The organism is Pseudomonas sp. Z3-6, from assembly GCF_051131985.1.
GTDB lineage: Bacteria > Pseudomonadota > Gammaproteobacteria > Pseudomonadales > Pseudomonadaceae > Aquipseudomonas > Aquipseudomonas zanjanensis.
In genome coordinates this window covers 6,323,809-6,339,400 of record NZ_CP071644.1, presented here as the reverse complement: position 1 = coordinate 6,339,400, position 15,592 = coordinate 6,323,809, and the positions used below count along the sequence as shown (strand labels likewise).

General features: G+C 61.2%; 11 protein-coding genes, 2 tRNA genes and 1 pseudogene. 12 read left to right on the top strand and 2 right to left on the bottom strand.

Features of this window, described 5'->3' with window-relative positions:
- The first annotated feature begins 201 nt into the window (after positions 1-201).
- From J3P88_RS27405 to J3P88_RS27390, 4 genes and pseudogenes are all read left to right on the top strand, one after another.
- Positions 202-1,389, top strand: a complete 1,188-nt coding sequence (locus tag J3P88_RS27405; RefSeq protein WP_186707978.1) for an ATP phosphoribosyltransferase regulatory subunit — start codon at positions 202-204, stop codon at positions 1,387-1,389.
- Between the two features lie 54 nt (positions 1,390-1,443).
- Entirely contained in the window at positions 1,444-2,736 is a 1,293-nt protein-coding gene (locus tag J3P88_RS27400) for an adenylosuccinate synthase (RefSeq protein WP_003186407.1), read from the top strand.
- 486 nt (positions 2,737-3,222) lie between these two features.
- A pseudogene (locus J3P88_RS27395) lies at positions 3,223-3,915 on the top strand (methyl-accepting chemotaxis protein); the annotation flags it as partial.
- Between the two features lie 21 nt (positions 3,916-3,936).
- A complete protein-coding gene (locus tag J3P88_RS27390) occupies positions 3,937-4,821 on the top strand; it encodes a methyl-accepting chemotaxis protein (RefSeq protein ID WP_434576627.1) in 885 nt (294 codons plus the stop codon).
- Positions 4,822-5,044: 223 nt separating this feature from the next.
- On the opposite strand, the gene J3P88_RS27385 is transcribed toward J3P88_RS27390, so the two are convergent.
- Together J3P88_RS27385 and J3P88_RS27380 are read right to left on the bottom strand one after the other, a co-directional pair.
- Positions 5,045-5,131: transfer RNA gene (locus J3P88_RS27385), tRNA-Leu, on the bottom strand.
- A gap of 176 nt (positions 5,132-5,307) precedes the next feature.
- Positions 5,308-5,394: transfer RNA gene (locus J3P88_RS27380), tRNA-Leu, on the bottom strand.
- Positions 5,395-5,621: 227 nt separating this feature from the next.
- On the opposite strand from J3P88_RS27380, the gene rnr reads away from it, so the two are divergent.
- From rnr to J3P88_RS27340, 8 genes are all read left to right on the top strand, one after another.
- On the top strand, positions 5,622-8,252 hold the full coding sequence (gene rnr / locus J3P88_RS27375) for a ribonuclease R (RefSeq protein ID WP_186707859.1): 2,631 nt from the start codon (positions 5,622-5,624) through the stop codon (positions 8,250-8,252).
- Positions 8,249-9,007, top strand: a complete 759-nt coding sequence (gene rlmB / locus J3P88_RS27370) for a 23S rRNA (guanosine(2251)-2'-O)-methyltransferase RlmB (RefSeq protein WP_060739416.1) — start codon at positions 8,249-8,251, stop codon at positions 9,005-9,007. The genes rnr and rlmB overlap by 4 nt, the downstream gene beginning before the upstream one ends.
- A 307-nt stretch (positions 9,008-9,314) precedes the next feature.
- Positions 9,315-9,743 carry a 30S ribosomal protein S6 gene (gene rpsF / locus J3P88_RS27365; protein WP_003186395.1) on the top strand — a complete coding sequence of 143 codons (429 nt, stop codon included), beginning with the start codon at positions 9,315-9,317 and terminating at the stop codon, positions 9,741-9,743.
- Positions 9,744-9,771: 28 nt separating this feature from the next.
- Positions 9,772-10,002 (top strand): 30S ribosomal protein S18, encoded by a 231-nt coding sequence (gene rpsR, locus J3P88_RS27360; RefSeq protein ID WP_002551829.1) that lies wholly within the window; start codon positions 9,772-9,774, stop codon positions 10,000-10,002.
- A 36-nt stretch (positions 10,003-10,038) separates the two neighbouring features.
- Complete coding sequence (locus J3P88_RS27355; RefSeq protein ID WP_024618455.1) at positions 10,039-10,932, top strand: hypothetical protein; 894 nt, start codon at positions 10,039-10,041, stop codon at positions 10,930-10,932.
- Positions 10,933-10,950: 18 nt separating this feature from the next.
- Positions 10,951-11,397, top strand: a complete 447-nt coding sequence (gene rplI / locus J3P88_RS27350; protein WP_003186385.1) for a 50S ribosomal protein L9 — start codon at positions 10,951-10,953, stop codon at positions 11,395-11,397.
- A 117-nt stretch (positions 11,398-11,514) separates the two neighbouring features.
- Positions 11,515-12,912 carry a replicative DNA helicase gene (dnaB, locus tag J3P88_RS27345; RefSeq protein WP_027911801.1) on the top strand — a complete coding sequence of 466 codons (1,398 nt, stop codon included), beginning with the start codon at positions 11,515-11,517 and terminating at the stop codon, positions 12,910-12,912.
- 189 nt (positions 12,913-13,101) lie between these two features.
- Positions 13,102-15,402, top strand: a complete 2,301-nt coding sequence (locus J3P88_RS27340; protein WP_186707857.1) for a YgiQ family radical SAM protein — start codon at positions 13,102-13,104, stop codon at positions 15,400-15,402.
- The last annotated feature ends 190 nt before the right edge of the window (positions 15,403-15,592 follow it).

The window sequence follows — 15,592 nt, the reverse complement described above, 5'->3', positions numbered from 1 at the left end:
TGCGGTTTTATAGGTGCAGGCGTCGGGTTGAACGACTCGACAGGTTTTTCGAGGAAAGTGCCGGGCGAGGCCGATGATGGGCCATTCGTCACGTCGCTCTTGCGCGTTTTTTGCCCAAGCTGCGCGCCTGGCGCAGGCATTTTCTGCTTCACTCAAGGCCAGTCCGAAAGCTGGCCGCCCGGACCATAGGGGAATGGCGTAATGGCAACGGTAGACCGCTGGCTGCTGCCAGATGGCATCGAAGAAGTACTGCCACCGGAAGCTGCGCGTATCGAAGTGGCGCGTCGGCAGGTGTTGGATCTGTTCCAGAGCTGGGGTTACGAGTTCGTCGTCACCCCGCATATCGAGTACCTGGAATCCCTGCTCACCGGCGCGGGCCAGGACCTGGACCTGCGCACCTTCAAGGTAATCGACCCGCAGTCGGGTCGGCAGATGGGCTTTCGTGCCGACATCACGCCGCAAGTGGCGCGCATCGACGCCCACACCCTGCGCCGCGAGGGCCCGAGCCGCCTGTGCTACGCCGGCAGTGTGCTGCATGCCCAGCCGCGCGCCTTGTCCTCTTCGCGCAGCCCGATCCAATTGGGCGCCGAGTTGTATGGCGATGCCAGCCCGAGCAGCGACGTGGAAGTCATCAGCCTGATGCTGGCCATGCTGCAACTGGCTGACGTGCCGGATGTCCACATGGACCTGGGGCATGTCGGTATCTATCGCGGCCTGGCCCGTGCGGCCGGTTTGTCCGGCGAAGTTGAACAGCAACTGTTCGATGCCCTGCAGCGCAAGGCCATCGACGAAGTCATCAGCCTGACCGAGGGCCTGCCGGCCGATCTGTCGGGCATGCTGCGGGCGCTGGTGGACCTGTGCGGCGGACGTGAAGTATTGGTCGCGGCCCGTGAACGCCTGGCCCATGCACCGGCGCCGGTGTTGGCCGCGCTGGACGACTTGCTGGCGATTGCCGAGCGTCTGTCGGTGCGCTTCCCCGAGTTGCCGCTGTATTTCGACCTGGGCGAGTTGCGCGGTTATCACTACCACACCGGTGTCGTGTTCGCGGTGTTCGTACCGGGCGTGGGGCAGTCCATCGCCCAGGGTGGCCGTTATGACGACATCGGCGCTGACTTTGGTCGTGCCCGTCCGGCGACCGGTTTCTCCACCGATTTGAAAACCCTGGTGACCCTGGGGCGTGCTGAAGTCGAGCTACCGTCTGGCGGTATCTGGATGCCTGACAGTACGGATGCGGCACTCTGGCAGGCGGTCTGCCAGTTGCGCAGTGAGGGTCAGCGTGTTGTCCAGGCTTTGCCAGGGCAACCTTTGGCCGCCGCCCGTGAAGCGGACTGCGACCGGCAATTGATTCAGCAGAACGGGCTTTGGCAAGTATTGCCGCTGGCTTCTTGAGTTTTCCCGCCGGCCGAAGCCGGCACCAAGTTTGCGCGAATGAGGACAAGTGTTATGGGTAAGAATGTCGTAGTCCTGGGCACCCAGTGGGGTGATGAGGGCAAAGGCAAGATCGTTGATCTGCTGACCGAACATGCTGCCGCCGTAGTGCGCTACCAGGGTGGCCACAACGCAGGCCACACCTTGGTCATCGACGGTGAGAAAACCGTCCTGCACCTGATTCCGTCGGGCGTGCTGCGCGAAGGCGTCCAGTGCCTGATCGGCAACGGTGTGGTGGTTGCGCCCGACGCCTTGCTGCGGGAAATCATCAAGCTGGAAGAAAAAGGCGTACCGGTGCGCGAGCGCCTGCGTATCAGCCCGTCCTGCCCGCTGATCCTGTCCTACCACGTTGCGCTGGACCAGGCCCGTGAAAAGGCCCGTGGCGAGCTGAAGATCGGCACCACCGGTCGTGGCATCGGCCCGGCCTACGAAGACAAGGTGGCCCGTCGTGGTCTGCGCATCGGTGACCTGTTCCACCGTGAGCGTTTCGCCGCCAAGCTGGGTGAGTTGCTGGACTACCACAATTTCGTCCTGGTCAATTACTACAAAGAACCGGCCATCGACTTCCAGAAAACCCTGGATGAGTGCATGGAATACGCCGAGCTGCTCAAGCCGATGATGCTCGACGTCACCGCCGAGCTGCACGAGCTGCGTCGCGCCGGCAAGGACATCATGTTCGAAGGTGCCCAGGGTTCGCTGCTGGACATCGACCACGGTACCTATCCGTACGTCACCAGCTCCAACACCACCGCCGGCGGCATCGCCACCGGTTCGGGGTTCGGCCCGATGTACCTGGACTACATCCTGGGCATCACCAAGGCCTACACCACGCGCGTCGGTTCGGGTCCATTCCCGACTGAGCTGTTCGACGACGTCGGTGCTTTCCTGGCCAAGCGTGGCCACGAGTTCGGTGCCACCACCGGCCGTGCCCGTCGTTGCGGCTGGTTCGATGCCGTCATCCTGCGTCGCGCCATCGACGTCAACAGCATCTCGGGCCTGTGCCTGACCAAGCTGGACGTGCTGGACGGCCTGGAAACCATCAACATCTGCGTGGGCTACAAGAACCAGGACGGCGCTGTCATCGACGCACCGACCGACGCCGACAGCTACATCGGCCTGGAGCCGGTGTACGAGCAGATGCCGGGCTGGACCGAATCGACCGTGGGCGCCAAGACCCTGGAAGAGCTGCCGGTGGCCGCGCGCAACTACATCAAGCGCGTCGAAGAGTTGGTCGGTGCGCCGATCGACATTATTTCGACGGGGCCGGACCGCAACGAAACCATCGTTCTGCGTCATCCGTTTGCCTGATAAGTCGTTGATGTAACACACAAAGGGCCCTCATTAGGGCCCTTTGTCGTTTCTGCCTGCCGGGCGGCACGACACTTGCTAAGCAACTCCATTAAGGCACCGCTTTTCCGAGTGCCATCAAATTAATGGCGTTTGGTAGAGGGATTTCACGTGTCGGCCGTTCTCTCACTGTTACAAAGCCGTTTATTGCGGCCTGTGTTCGTTACCCTGGGTATCGCCCTTTTGGTGCAGGTGCTGGTGGCCGTTGCGCTGACCCGAAGCACCGTCACGGCGCTGGAAGCTGACCTTGGCACGCGGCTGGGGGCGGACAGCCAGAAGCTTTCCACCGAGCTGGAGCAGGCCGGGCGCGAAGTCACGTCGAGCCTGGACAGCTTGTCCGCCAATACCCGCCAGCGACTGAACGCCGGGCTGTCCGCTCGCCTGAAGGACGAGCAGGCGCAGTTGCGTGGGACATTGGAGAAGGACTTGAGGGATTCCGCCAATGATATGGCGCAACTCCTGGCGTCCGTTGCGCCGCGCGCCATGTGGGATAACGACGTGCCCACCCTCTCTGAATTCGCCCGTCGGGCCCAGCGCAATCCCAACGTGCTGTTCGTCATCTATGACGACGCCAATGGTGAGCACTTGACTCGCTACCTGAACCGGGAAAACCCGATCAACAAGGCGCTGCTGGAGAAGGGCCAAGGCGAGCGGGCGTTGGACAAGGTGCTGGACGCGGCGAAAAACGATCCGTCAGTGTATTACCTGGAAGCCTCGATCAACCCCAACGGCGTAGAGATCGGCAAGGTCTTGATGGGGGTTTCCACGGCTTCCGTTGAAACCGACCTAAAGGCGTTGGACCAGCGCTTCTCGGCCTTGATCGCCAGCAGCGACCAATTGGTCGGCGACAGTCTCAAAGGCGCGGCGGCTGACAGCGCCACCGCCATGCGCGGTCGCTTGGAGTCGGCCCAGGCCACGGCCACGCAGATGCAAACCAATACCGCCTCCACTGTCCAGGAGGCCGCAGGCACTTTGCGCTGGCGCATCGGCCTGGGCTTGGCGCTGGTGGGCTTCGGCGTGCTGGCGCTGCTGGTCGTGGTGCTGGGGCGTCGAGTGGTCAATCGCTTGAAGCTGCTGATCGCCGCCATGAACGACCTGGCGGCGGGCGAGGGTGACCTGACCAAGCGTGTGCAAATCAACAGCAAGGACGAAATCGGCGACATGGCCTCGGCGGTCAATCGCTTTGTGGATAAGTTGCAACCCATCGTGCGCGAGGCGGGCGATGTGGCCCAGCGTACCGGCGTGGAAATCGGCGCGATGACCTTGCGCAACTCCGGCGCCGACGCGGCGGCCGGGATGCAGCGCGATGAAGTGGCCGAGAGCCTGCGTGCGCTGTCGCAAATGGCTGACGAAGCTCAATCGGAAAGTCAGGCAATGCAGGCGGCGCTGCAACAAGTGGTGGAAATCCGCCAGGCCACCGATGAAAACACCCGGACTTCGGCCAAGGTCGGCGGCTTGATCGAGGCGCTGGCCGGCCAGGTGGACACCGGGGCGAAAGTGATCGAGCGCCTGGCGCAGCAGAGCGAACAGATTGAAGTGGTGCTGACGGTGATTCATGGCATTGCCGAGCAGACCAACTTGCTGGCCCTGAACGCGGCCATCGAGGCGGCGCGGGCCGGGGAAACCGGGCGCGGGTTTGCGGTGGTAGCGGACGAGGTGCGGGCGTTGGCGAGCAAGACCCAGAGCTCGACGGGCGATATCCAGGCGCACATCGTGGCCTTGCAGCAAGGCGCTCGCGAGGCGGTGGCCGCCATTGGCCAGGCGGGGCGTCAGGCCAGCGAAGGTTTGTTGGTGTTGCGTGACAGCGCGCGGCTGCAGCAGTCGGTGCAGGCGTCCGTCGAGCAGGTGCATGCGGCCATCGGTCTGGCGACCCAGGCGGCGGCCCATCAAGCCCAGGGCGCGCAAGCGGTGCGTGGGCGGGTGGAGACGATCCATGCCCAGGCTGAAAAAGCGGCCCAGGCCGTGGTCGAGACCACCGCCAGCGGTAAGGTGCTGGACAGCCTGGCGGCGCAGTTGAAGGCGAGCCTGGGGCAGTTCAGGGCTTGATGGGCTGATCAGGCTGGCCCCTTCGCGAGCAAGCCCGCTCCCACAGTTGATGGTGTACTCATGAGTACTCAATCTCCTGTGGGAGCGGGCTTGCTCGCGAAGGCGGCTTTAGTGGCTCGGATACATTCGAGTCGTCAGCCAATAATCTGGCAGCCCCAGAAACGCAAAAACCCGCTTTCGCGGGTTTCTGTGAGGTTCAAGGCCTTAACCTTGAAGCTTGAATTGGTGCCCAGAAGAAGACTCGAACTTCCACGACCTTGCGGTCACCAGCACCTGAAGCTGGCGTGTCTACCAATTTCACCATCTGGGCAGCATCTTCAGCGTTGCCGCTGTTGATGTCGCGCACTATACGGAGCGCGTTTTGATCTGTAAACCCCTGTTTTTGTTTTAGTAATTGCCAAGCGCAAATCCAAGGGGCAGAAATGCAAAAACCCGCTTTCGCGGGTTTTTGTTGAGCTTGCAAGCCATTGACCTGCTGCTCGAAATTGGTGCCCAGAAGAAGACTCGAACTTCCACGACCTTGCGGTCACCAGCACCTGAAGCTGGCGTGTCTACCAATTTCACCATCTGGGCAGTATCGGCAACGTGTGTACGTCGTCGATGGCGCGCACTATACGGAGCGTGTTTTTAACTGTAAACCCCTGCGGAGAAAAAAACCGCTAAATTTCACGAGCGGTGCTTCCTGGGGTGCCAAAGGGCTGGCCAAATGACGCTGGAAACGCTATCGATTGCTTGAAATTTCCCGTTTCATTAAGCCTATGCCAAACTAACCCGCATATAGACAAGGTGAAAACTCTCTAATGGCCGATTGGCAGTCCCTCGATCCCGAGGCCGCTCGTGAAGCGGAAAAATATGAAAACCCTATTCCTAGCCGTGAACTGATCCTGGCGCATCTCGCCGATCGGGGTTCGCCTGCTAGCCGCGAGCAGTTGGTCGAAGAGTTCGGTCTGACCACCGAGGACCAACTCGAAGCCCTGCGCCGCCGTCTGCGCGCCATGGAGCGCGACGCTCAACTGATCTACACCCGGCGCGGCACCTATGCGCCGGTGGACAAGCTCGACCTGATCCTCGGTCGCATCGCCGGTCACCGTGACGGCTTCGGCTTCCTGATCCCGGACGATGGCAGTGACGACCTGTTCATGAGCCCGGCGCAAATGCGCCTGGTGTTCGACGGCGATCGGGCCCTGGCTCGTGTGTCCGGCCTGGACCGCCGCGGTCGCCGTGAAGGCGTGATCGTCGAAGTGGTGTCCCGCGCCCATGAAAGTATCGTTGGTCGTTACTTCGAAGAAGGCGGCATCGGTTTCGTTGTGCCGGATAACCCGAAGGTCCAGCAGGAAGTGCTGATTACCCCGGGCCGTAATGGCGCCGCGAAGGTGGGGCAGTTCGTCGAGGTGAAAATCACCCACTGGCCCACTGCGCGCTTCCAGCCCCAGGGCGATATCGTTGAAGTGGTCGGCAACTACATGGCGCCGGGCATGGAGATCGACGTTGCGTTGCGCACCTACGACATTCCTCACGTCTGGCCCGACGCTGTGCTCAAGGAAGCCGCCAAGCTCAAGCCGGAAGTCGAAGAGAAAGATAAAGAAAAACGCATCGACTTGCGCCATCTGCCGTTCGTCACCATCGACGGCGAAGATGCCCGCGACTTCGACGATGCGGTGTACTGCGAAGCCAAGCCCGGCAAGCTGCGCCTGTTCTCCGGCGGCTGGAAGTTGTTCGTCGCGATTGCCGACGTGTCCAGCTACGTGAAGATCGGTTCGGCCCTGGATAACGAAGCCCAGGTGCGCGGCAACTCCGTGTATTTCCCTGAGCGCGTGATCCCGATGCTGCCTGAGCAGCTGTCCAACGGCCTGTGCTCGCTGAACCCGAAAGTCGACCGTTTGGCCATGGTGTGCGAGATGACCATCTCCAAAACCGGCGAAATGACCGACTACCAGTTCTACGAAGCGGTGATCCACTCCCAGGCGCGCCTGACCTACAACAAGGTCAGCACCATCCTGGAAACGCCGAAGACCAGTGAAGCCAAGGCCCTGCGTACCGAATACGCTGGCGTGGTGCCGCACCTCAAGCAACTGTACGCGCTGTACAAGGTGTTGCTGGGTGCCCGTCACGTGCGTGGCGCGATCGATTTCGAGACCCAGGAAACCCGGATTGTCTTCGGTTCCGAGCGCAAGATCGCCGCGATCACCCCGACCACCCGTAACGATGCGCACAAGCTGATCGAAGAGTGCATGCTGGCGGCCAACGTGGCCACTGCCGAATTCCTCAAGAAACACGAGATTCCGGCGTTGTACCGCGTGCACGACGGCCCGCCGCCGGAGCGCCTGGAAAAATTGCGCGCTTTCCTTGGCGAGCTCGGCCTGTCCCTGCACAAAGGCAAGGACGGCCCGACGCCGAAGGACTACCAGGCACTGCTGGCCAGCATCAAGGACCGTCCGGATTACCATGTGATCCAGACCGTGATGCTGCGCTCCCTGAGCCAGGCGGTGTACAGCGCCGACAATCAGGGCCACTTCGGTCTGAATTACGAGGCGTACACCCACTTTACCTCGCCGATCCGCCGTTATCCGGACCTGCTCACGCACCGCGCGATCCGCAGCGTGATCCATTCCAAGCAGAACACCCCGCACGTCAAGCGCGCCGGTGCCATGACCATTCCGAAGGCACGGATCTATCCGTACGACGAAGCGGCCCTGGAGCAGTTGGGCGAGCAGTGCTCCATGAGCGAGCGCCGTGCCGACGAAGCGACCCGCGACGTGGTGAACTGGCTCAAGTGCGAGTTCATGAAGGATCGCGTGGGCGAGTCGTTCCCTGGCGTGATCACGGCTGTGACCGGCTTTGGTCTGTTCGTCGAACTGACCGATATCTATGTCGAGGGCCTGGTGCACGTCACCGCCTTGCCGGGTGATTACTACCACTTTGATCCTGTGCATCACCGCTTGGCGGGCGAGCGCACCGGTCGCAGCTTCCGCCTGGGCGACACCGTGGAAGTGCAGGTCATGCGCGTCGACCTCGACGAGCGCAAGATCGACTTCGGCATGTCCGACAAGCCGGCCGAAGCGCCGACTGGCCGTAAAAAGCGCGGCAGCGAGACCGCAGCGCCTGCGAGCAAGGGCAAGGGTGCCCCGGCAAAAACCGCAGCGCCTGAGCCAGCCAAGGCTGGTCGCCGTTCGTCTACCAAGGACAAGGCCCCCGAAGCCTACCGCCCCAGCGACGCAGCGGCGAAAAACGCCGAACTGCGCAAGAGTCGCGAGTTGAAGCAGCAGTTGCTCAACGAAGCCAAGAGCGGTGGTAAAGCGGCGTCTGGGGGAAAGTCCCACGGGGCGGAAAAGTCGTCGAGCAAGCCAAGCAAACACCGTAAAGGCCCGCCAAAAGCGGGTTCGGCCCCCGCGAAAAGCGGCGGGTCGCGCAAACCTAAGGCCAAGTCATGAGTCTGGAAAAAATCTACGGCGTGCACGCCGTAGAAGCCCTGCTGCGTCACCACCCCAAGCGTGTCAAGCAAGTGTGGTTGGCGGAAGGTCGCAGCGAGCCGCGTGTGCAAGCGCTGGTCGAACTGGCTACCCAAAACAAGGTTGCCATCGGTCAGGCCGAGCGTCGTGAAATGGACGCGTGGGTCGAGGGCGTTCACCAGGGCGTGGTCGCGGACGTCAGTCCGAGCCAGGTCTGGGGCGAAGCCATGCTCGACGAGCTGCTCGACCGTACCGAAGGCGCTCCGCTGTTGCTGGTGCTGGACGGCGTGACCGATCCCCACAACCTCGGCGCCTGCCTGCGTTCGGCGGATGCCGCCGGAGCATTGGCGGTCATCGTGCCCAAGGACAAGTCGGCGACGTTGACGCCGGTGGTGCGTAAAGTCGCTTGCGGCGCGGCGGAAGTGATTCCGTTGGTGGCGGTGACCAACCTGGCGCGCACCCTGGAAAAACTCCAGCAGCGCGGCCTGTGGGTCGTCGGTACGGCGGGCGAGGCCGAGGTCAGCATCTATGACCAGGACCTGACGGGCCCGACGATCCTGATCATGGGCGCCGAAGGCAAGGGCATGCGCCGCCTGACCCGCGAGCATTGCGACTATTTGGTCAAGTTGCCGATGGCCGGTAGCGTCAGCAGCCTCAACGTCTCGGTGGCCACCGGCGTGTGCCTGTTCGAGGCGCTGCGCCAGCGTAGCGTCAAGGCTGTCGCCAAAAAGCCTTGATCCAGGCGTAAATCAATTGTGGGAGCGGGCTTGCTCGCGAAAGTGGAGCGTCATTCGGCAAATATGTTGAATGTCGGACCGCTTTCGCGAGCAAGCCCGCTCCCACATTGTTTTGTGTTGAGGTGGAAATCAGCGGTTGTTCAAATAATCGCCAATTGCCTTGCGCCGCCTTCGCCCCTTCTCTACAATTGCGCCCCTTGCTGTGATGGCAGGCACTTATGTGTCTAGCGTCCTCAAGTCCATAAGTGTCATTCACTCCTTGTCTGACCGTTTTTGAGCGGCAGGCTACAACCCGTAAGGAGCATTCATGCGTCATTACGAAATCATCTTTTTGGTCCACCCGGATCAAAGCGAGCAAGTCGGCGGCATGGTTGAGCGTTACACCAAGCTGATCGAAGAAGACGGCGGCAAAATCCACCGTCTGGAAGATTGGGGCCGTCGTCAACTGGCCTACGCAATCAACAATGTTCACAAGGCTCACTACGTGATGCTGAACGTTGAGTGCACTGGCAAGGCTCTGGCCGAGCTGGAAGACAACTTCCGCTACAACGATGCAGTGATCCGTAACCTGGTCATCCGTCGCGAAGAAGCCGTCACTGGCCAATCCGAGATGCTCAAGGCTGAAGAAAACCGCAGTGAGCGCCGTGAGCGTCGCGACCGTCCTGAGCACTCTGACAGCGCCGATGGCGATGACAGCGATAGCGACAGCGACAACAGCGATAACGCTGACGAGTAATCCACGGACCTTTTAAGGAGCCAATCACATGGCACGTTTCTTCCGTCGTCGTAAATTCTGCCGCTTCACCGCTGAAGACGTGAAAGAGATCGATTACAAAGATCTCAACACTCTGAAAGCCTACGTATCCGAGACCGGCAAAATCGTTCCAAGCCGTATCACCGGTACCAAAGCTCGTTATCAGCGTCAGCTGGCCACCGCTATCAAGCGCGCCCGCTTCCTGGCCCTGCTGGCCTACACCGACAGCCACGGCCGCTGAGACCGGGCAGTCGACGAGTAGTAAGGGATTGAATGCATGCGCGCCTTAGCTGAGTTCATCATGCGCGGTCGTATGCAGGCCACTCTGGTAGTGGCTGGATGCGCGGCATTGCCGTTGTTGTATTGGTTGGGTGCTGCCGCCGGGAGTCTTGTACTCCTGCGGCGCGGATTGAGGGACGCCTTGGGCGTTCTTGCTCTAGGACTGCTGCCGGCCTTGCTCTGGTGGCTGTATTCCGCGGACCCGCGTGCAGTCATGGTACTGCTGGGGACTTCGGCGCTGGCGTTGGTGTTGCGCGCTAGCGAATCCTGGAACCGCGTGCTGCTGGTCAGCATAGCGATAGGCGTGGTGTTTTCAGTGGTGCTCGGGGTGGCTTTCGCACCCCAGATCGAGATGCTGTCGCAGGCTTTGATAAAAATCCTGCCCGAGGCGCTCGGTGATCTCTACCAGCAGATGTCGGTAGAAGAGCAGGCGCGTTTCGCGTCCCTGATCGCCCCCGTCCTGACCGGACTGATTGCGGCCTTGTTGCAAATCGTCAGTGTGCTGAGCCTGGTTATCGGGCGCTACTGGCAGGCGTTGTTGTACAACCCGGGTGGTTTTGGTCGCGAGTTTCGCGCCATCCGTTTCCCGCTTGGGCTGGCGATGTTGCTGTTGGCGGGCATGCTTCTGGGGCCGAACTTCGGTCCGCAGATGGCGATGCTCACGCCGTTGTGCAGTGTACCGCTGGTCTTTGCCGCCCTGGCCCTGATTCACGGGCTGGTGGCGCAAAAGCGACTGGCCAGGTTCTGGCTGGTGGGGTTGTACGTCACGTTGTTGCTGTTCATGCAGCTGATCTATCCGTTGCTGGTGGTCTTGGCCATCGTCGACAGCCTGATTGATTTTCGCGGTCGTATGGCGCCGAAAGACGCCGACAACGCGAACGGTGAAGGTTAAAAGTTAGAGGATTTTCACATGCAACTGATCCTTCTGGAAAAAATCGCCAACCTGGGCAACCTGGGCGATAAAGTAAACGTTAAGGCCGGCTACGGTCGTAACTACCTGCTGCCTTTCGGCAAAGCCACCGCTGCGACCGCTGCCAACCTGGCTGCGTTCGAAGAGCGTCGCGCTGAGCTGGAAAAAGCCGCCGCAGACCGTAAAGCATCGGCTGAAAGCCGTGCTGCCCAACTGGCCGAGCTGGAAGTGACCATCACTGCCACCGCTGGCGACGAAGGCAAGCTGTTCGGTTCGATCGGTACTCACGACATCGCTGACGCACTGACCGCCTCCGGCGTTGAAGTTGCGAAAAGCGAAGTTCGTCTGCCGAACGGCACCATCCGCAACGTAGGTGAATTCGACGTAGCCGTGCACCTGCACGCCGAAGTTGAAGCCACCGTACGCGTTGTCGTGGTAGCAGCCTAAGCAACACCTGTCGGCTGGCACCCTTGGGTGCTTGCCGGTAACATCGGGCACGATCCTGTTTACAGGTCGTGCCCTTTGTCTTTCTGCAATTCCTGATTTTCATAACCAGACGTGGCCATGAACGAAATCACCGCCCCCGAGCAATACGATCTGCAAACCGCTGCCCTGAAGGTGCCTCCGCATTCCATCGAGGCCGAACAGGCCGTGCTGGGCGGCCTGATGTTGGATAACAACGCCTGGGAACGTGTGCTCGATCAAGTCTCCGATGGCGATTTCTACCGGCATGACCACCGCCTGATTTTCCGTGCGATCGCCCGTCTGGCCGATCAGAACATGCCGATCGACGTCGTGACCCTGGCCGAGCAATTGGACAAGGAAGGGCAGACGTCCCAGGTCGGCGGCCTGGGTTACCTGGGTGAACTGGCGAAAAACACGCCGTCGGTCGCCAACATCAAGGCTTATGCCCAGATCGTGCGCGAGCGGGCGACCTTGCGCCAGTTGATCGGCATCAGCACCGAGATCGCCGACAGTGCCTTCAACCCGGAAGGCCGCACCGCCGCCGAGATCCTTGACGAAGCCGAGCGGCAGATCTTCCAGATCGCCGAGGCCCGGCCGAAAACCGGTGGCCCGGTGAGTGTCAACGACCTGTTGACCAAGGCCATCGACCGTATCGACACCTTGTTCAACACCGACAACGCCATCACCGGCCTGTCCACCGGTTACACCGACCTCGACGAGAAGACCAGCGGCCTGCAACCGTCCGACCTGATCATCGTCGCCGGTCGTCCGTCCATGGGTAAGACCACCTTTGCGATGAACCTGGTGGAAAACGCCGTGCTGCGCAGCGACAAGGCGGTGCTGGTGTACTCCCTCGAGATGCCAGGCGAATCGCTGATCATGCGTATGCTCTCGTCCCTGGGGCGTATCGATCAGACCAAGGTCCGTTCCGGCCAACTGGAAGACGACGACTGGCCACGCCTCACCTCGGCGGTCAACCTGCTCAACGACCGCAAGCTGTTCATCGATGATACGGCGGGCATCAGCCCGTCGGAAATGCGCGCCCGGACCCGGCGCCTGGTGCGTGAGCACGGCGACATTGCGCTGATCATGATCGACTACCTGCAATTGATGCAGATCCCCGGTTCCAGCGGTGACAACCGGACCAACGAGATTTCCGAGATCTCCCGTTCCCTCAAGGCCCTGGCCAAGGAATTCAACTGCCCGGTGGTCGCCCTGTCCCAGTTGAACCGTTCCCTGGAACAGCGCCCCAACAAACGCCCGGTGAACTCCGACTTGCGGGAATCCGGAGCGATCGAGCAGGACGCCGACGTGATCATGTTCGTCTACCGGGACGAGGTGTATCACCCCGAGACCGAACACAAGGGCATCGCCGAAATCATCATCGGCAAGCAGCGGAACGGCCCGATCGGCTTTATCCGCCTGGCGTTCATCGGCAAATACACGCGTTTCGAAAACCTGGCGCCGGGTAGCTACAATTTTGATGACGACGAATAACCTGTGGGAGCGGGCTTGCTCGCGAAGGCGGTGTGCCAGAAACCTCAGTGGCGACTGACACACCGCCTTCGCGAGCAAGCCCGCTCCCACAGGGGAGTGCGCAATTTCCGACCATAGCCGTCGGAATTGGTTATTTTTTGTGCTATATTCCGCGCCCGCGATTTTTCATCCTTTATACCGGTCATCGACATGCAAGCAGCCAAGCCGTTATTTGACTATCCCAAGTACTGGGCCGAATGTTTCGGCCCGGCGCCGTTCCTGCCCATGAGCAGGGAGGAGATGGATCAGCTCGGCTGGGATTCGTGCGACATCATCATCGTGACCGGTGATGCCTACGTCGATCACCCGTCGTTCGGCATGGCGATCATTGGCCGTTTGCTGGAGGCCCAGGGCTTCCGTGTCGGGATCATTGCCCAGCCGAACTGGCAGTCCAAAGACGACTTCATGAAGCTTGGCGAGCCCAACCTGTTTTTCGGCGTCGCGGCCGGCAACATGGACTCGATGATCAACCGCTACACCGCCGACAAGAAAATCCGCTCCGACGACGCTTACACCCCGGGTGGTTTGGCGGGCAAGCGGCCGGACCGTGCGAGCCTGGTCTATAGCCAGCGCTGCAAGGAAGCCTACAAGCATGTACCGATCGTGCTCGGCGGCATCGAAGCGTCCCTGCGCCGCATCGCTCACTACGATTACTGGCAGGACCGGGTGCGCAACTCGATCCTGATCGACGCCTGCGCCGACATCCTGCTCTACGGCAACGCCGAGCGGGCGATTGTCGAAGTCGCCCAGCGCCTGTCCTATGGCCACAAGATCGAAGACATCACCGATGTGCGCGGCACTGCGTTTATCCGTCGTGACACGCCGCAAGGCTGGTACGAAGTCGATTCCACGCGCATTGACCGTCCGGGCAAGATCGACAAGATCATCAACCCGTACGTGAATACCCAGGACACCGCAGCCTGCGCCATCGAGCAAGAGAAGGGTCCGGTTGAAGACCCGAGCGAAGCCAAGGTCGTGCAGATCCTGGCGAGCCCGAAAATGACCCGCGACAAGACCGTGATTCGCCTGCCATCGGTGGAAAAGGTTCGTGGCGATGCGGTGCTCTACGCCCACGCCAACCGCGTGCTGCACCTGGAAACCAACCCGGGCAACGCCCGTGCGCTGGTGCAGAAGCACGGCGAAGTCGACGTCTGGTTCAACCCGCCGCCCATTCCGATGACCACTGAAGAAATGGACTACGTGTTTGGCATGCCTTACGCACGTGTTCCCCATCCGGCGTACGGCAAGGAGAAGATCCCTGCCTACGAGATGATCCGTTTCTCGGTGAACATCATGCGCGGCTGCTTTGGTGGCTGCACCTTCTGCTCGATCACCGAGCACGAAGGCCGGATCATCCAGAACCGTTCCGAAGAGTCGATCATTCGCGAGATCGAAGAGATCCGCGACAAGGTTCCAGGTTTCACTGGGGTGATTTCCGACCTCGGCGGGCCGACCGCGAACATGTACCGCATTGCCTGCAAGAGCCCGGAAATCGAATCCGCGTGCCGCAAGCCGTCGTGCGTGTTCCCTGGCATCTGCCCGAACTTGAACACCGACCATTCTTCGCTGATCCAGCTGTACCGCAGCGCCCGGGCATTGCCTGGGGTAAAGAAGATCCTGATTGCCTCTGGCTTGCGTTACGACCTGGCAGTCGAATCGCCGGAATACGTCAAGGAGCTGGTGACCCACCACGTCGGCGGCTACCTGAAGATCGCCCCGGAACACACCGAGGAAGGTCCGCTCAACCAGATGATGAAGCCGGGCATCGGCAGCTATGACAAGTTCAAGCGGATGTTCGAGAAGTACACCAAGGAAGCCGGGAAAGAGCAGTACCTGATTCCGTACTTCATCGCCGCCCACCCGGGCACCACCGACGAAGACATGATGAACCTGGCGCTGTGGCTCAAGGGCAACGGTTTCCGGGCCGATCAGGTGCAGGCGTTCTATCCGTCGCCGATGGCCACCGCCACCGCCATGTACCATTCGGGCAAGAACCCGCTGCGCAAGGTCACCTACAAGAGCGACGGGGTGACCATCGTCAAGAGCGAGGAGCAGCGCCGCCTGCACAAGGCTTTCCTGCGGTATCACGACCCGAAAGGCTGGCCGATGCTGCGCGAAGCGTTGACCCGCATGGGGCGCGCCGACCTGATCGGGCCGGGCAAGAACCAGTTGATTCCGTTGCACCAGCCGGCCACCGACAGCTACCAGAGCGCCCGTCGCAAGAACTCGACGCCAGCCGGCAGCCACAAGGTGGGCAAGGAAACCACCAAGATCCTGACCCAGCACACCGGCCTGCCGCCGCGAGCCAGCGACGGTGGCAACCCATGGGACAAGCGCGAGCAGGCCAAGGCCGCGGCATTCGCCCGCAACCAGCAGGCCGCCAAGGAACGCAAGGATGCCGCCAAGGGCAAAGGACCGAAACCAGCGCGCAAGCCCGTCGTGCCGCGCTGATCGCCTTGCAGCCCCGCAAAAAACGCCAGCCTTGAGTGCTGGCGTTTTGCTTTCTAGCGGCGGTGCTGGCCGTTTGTTATCGTGGCGCCCGCATAGCCTTTGTGGCGAGGGGGCTTGCTCCCGCTGGGCTGCGAAGCGGCCCCAAACAATCCCATACAAGGTTTCCAGATAGACCGTGCCGCCCGGTTTA

Coding starts and splice junctions, on each gene's coding strand:
- J3P88_RS27405 (WP_186707978.1), top strand. CDS start 202: ATGGCAACGGTAGACCGCTGGCTGCTGCCAGATGGCATCGAAGAAGTA.
- J3P88_RS27400 (WP_003186407.1), top strand. CDS start 1,444: ATGGGTAAGAATGTCGTAGTCCTGGGCACCCAGTGGGGTGATGAGGGC.
- J3P88_RS27390 (WP_434576627.1), top strand. CDS start 3,937: ATGGCCTCGGCGGTCAATCGCTTTGTGGATAAGTTGCAACCCATCGTG.
- rnr (WP_186707859.1), top strand. CDS start 5,622: ATGGCCGATTGGCAGTCCCTCGATCCCGAGGCCGCTCGTGAAGCGGAA.
- rlmB (WP_060739416.1), top strand. CDS start 8,249: ATGAGTCTGGAAAAAATCTACGGCGTGCACGCCGTAGAAGCCCTGCTG.
- rpsF (WP_003186395.1), top strand. CDS start 9,315: ATGCGTCATTACGAAATCATCTTTTTGGTCCACCCGGATCAAAGCGAG.
- rpsR (WP_002551829.1), top strand. CDS start 9,772: ATGGCACGTTTCTTCCGTCGTCGTAAATTCTGCCGCTTCACCGCTGAA.
- J3P88_RS27355 (WP_024618455.1), top strand. CDS start 10,039: ATGCGCGCCTTAGCTGAGTTCATCATGCGCGGTCGTATGCAGGCCACT.
- rplI (WP_003186385.1), top strand. CDS start 10,951: ATGCAACTGATCCTTCTGGAAAAAATCGCCAACCTGGGCAACCTGGGC.
- dnaB (WP_027911801.1), top strand. CDS start 11,515: ATGAACGAAATCACCGCCCCCGAGCAATACGATCTGCAAACCGCTGCC.
- J3P88_RS27340 (WP_186707857.1), top strand. CDS start 13,102: ATGCAAGCAGCCAAGCCGTTATTTGACTATCCCAAGTACTGGGCCGAA.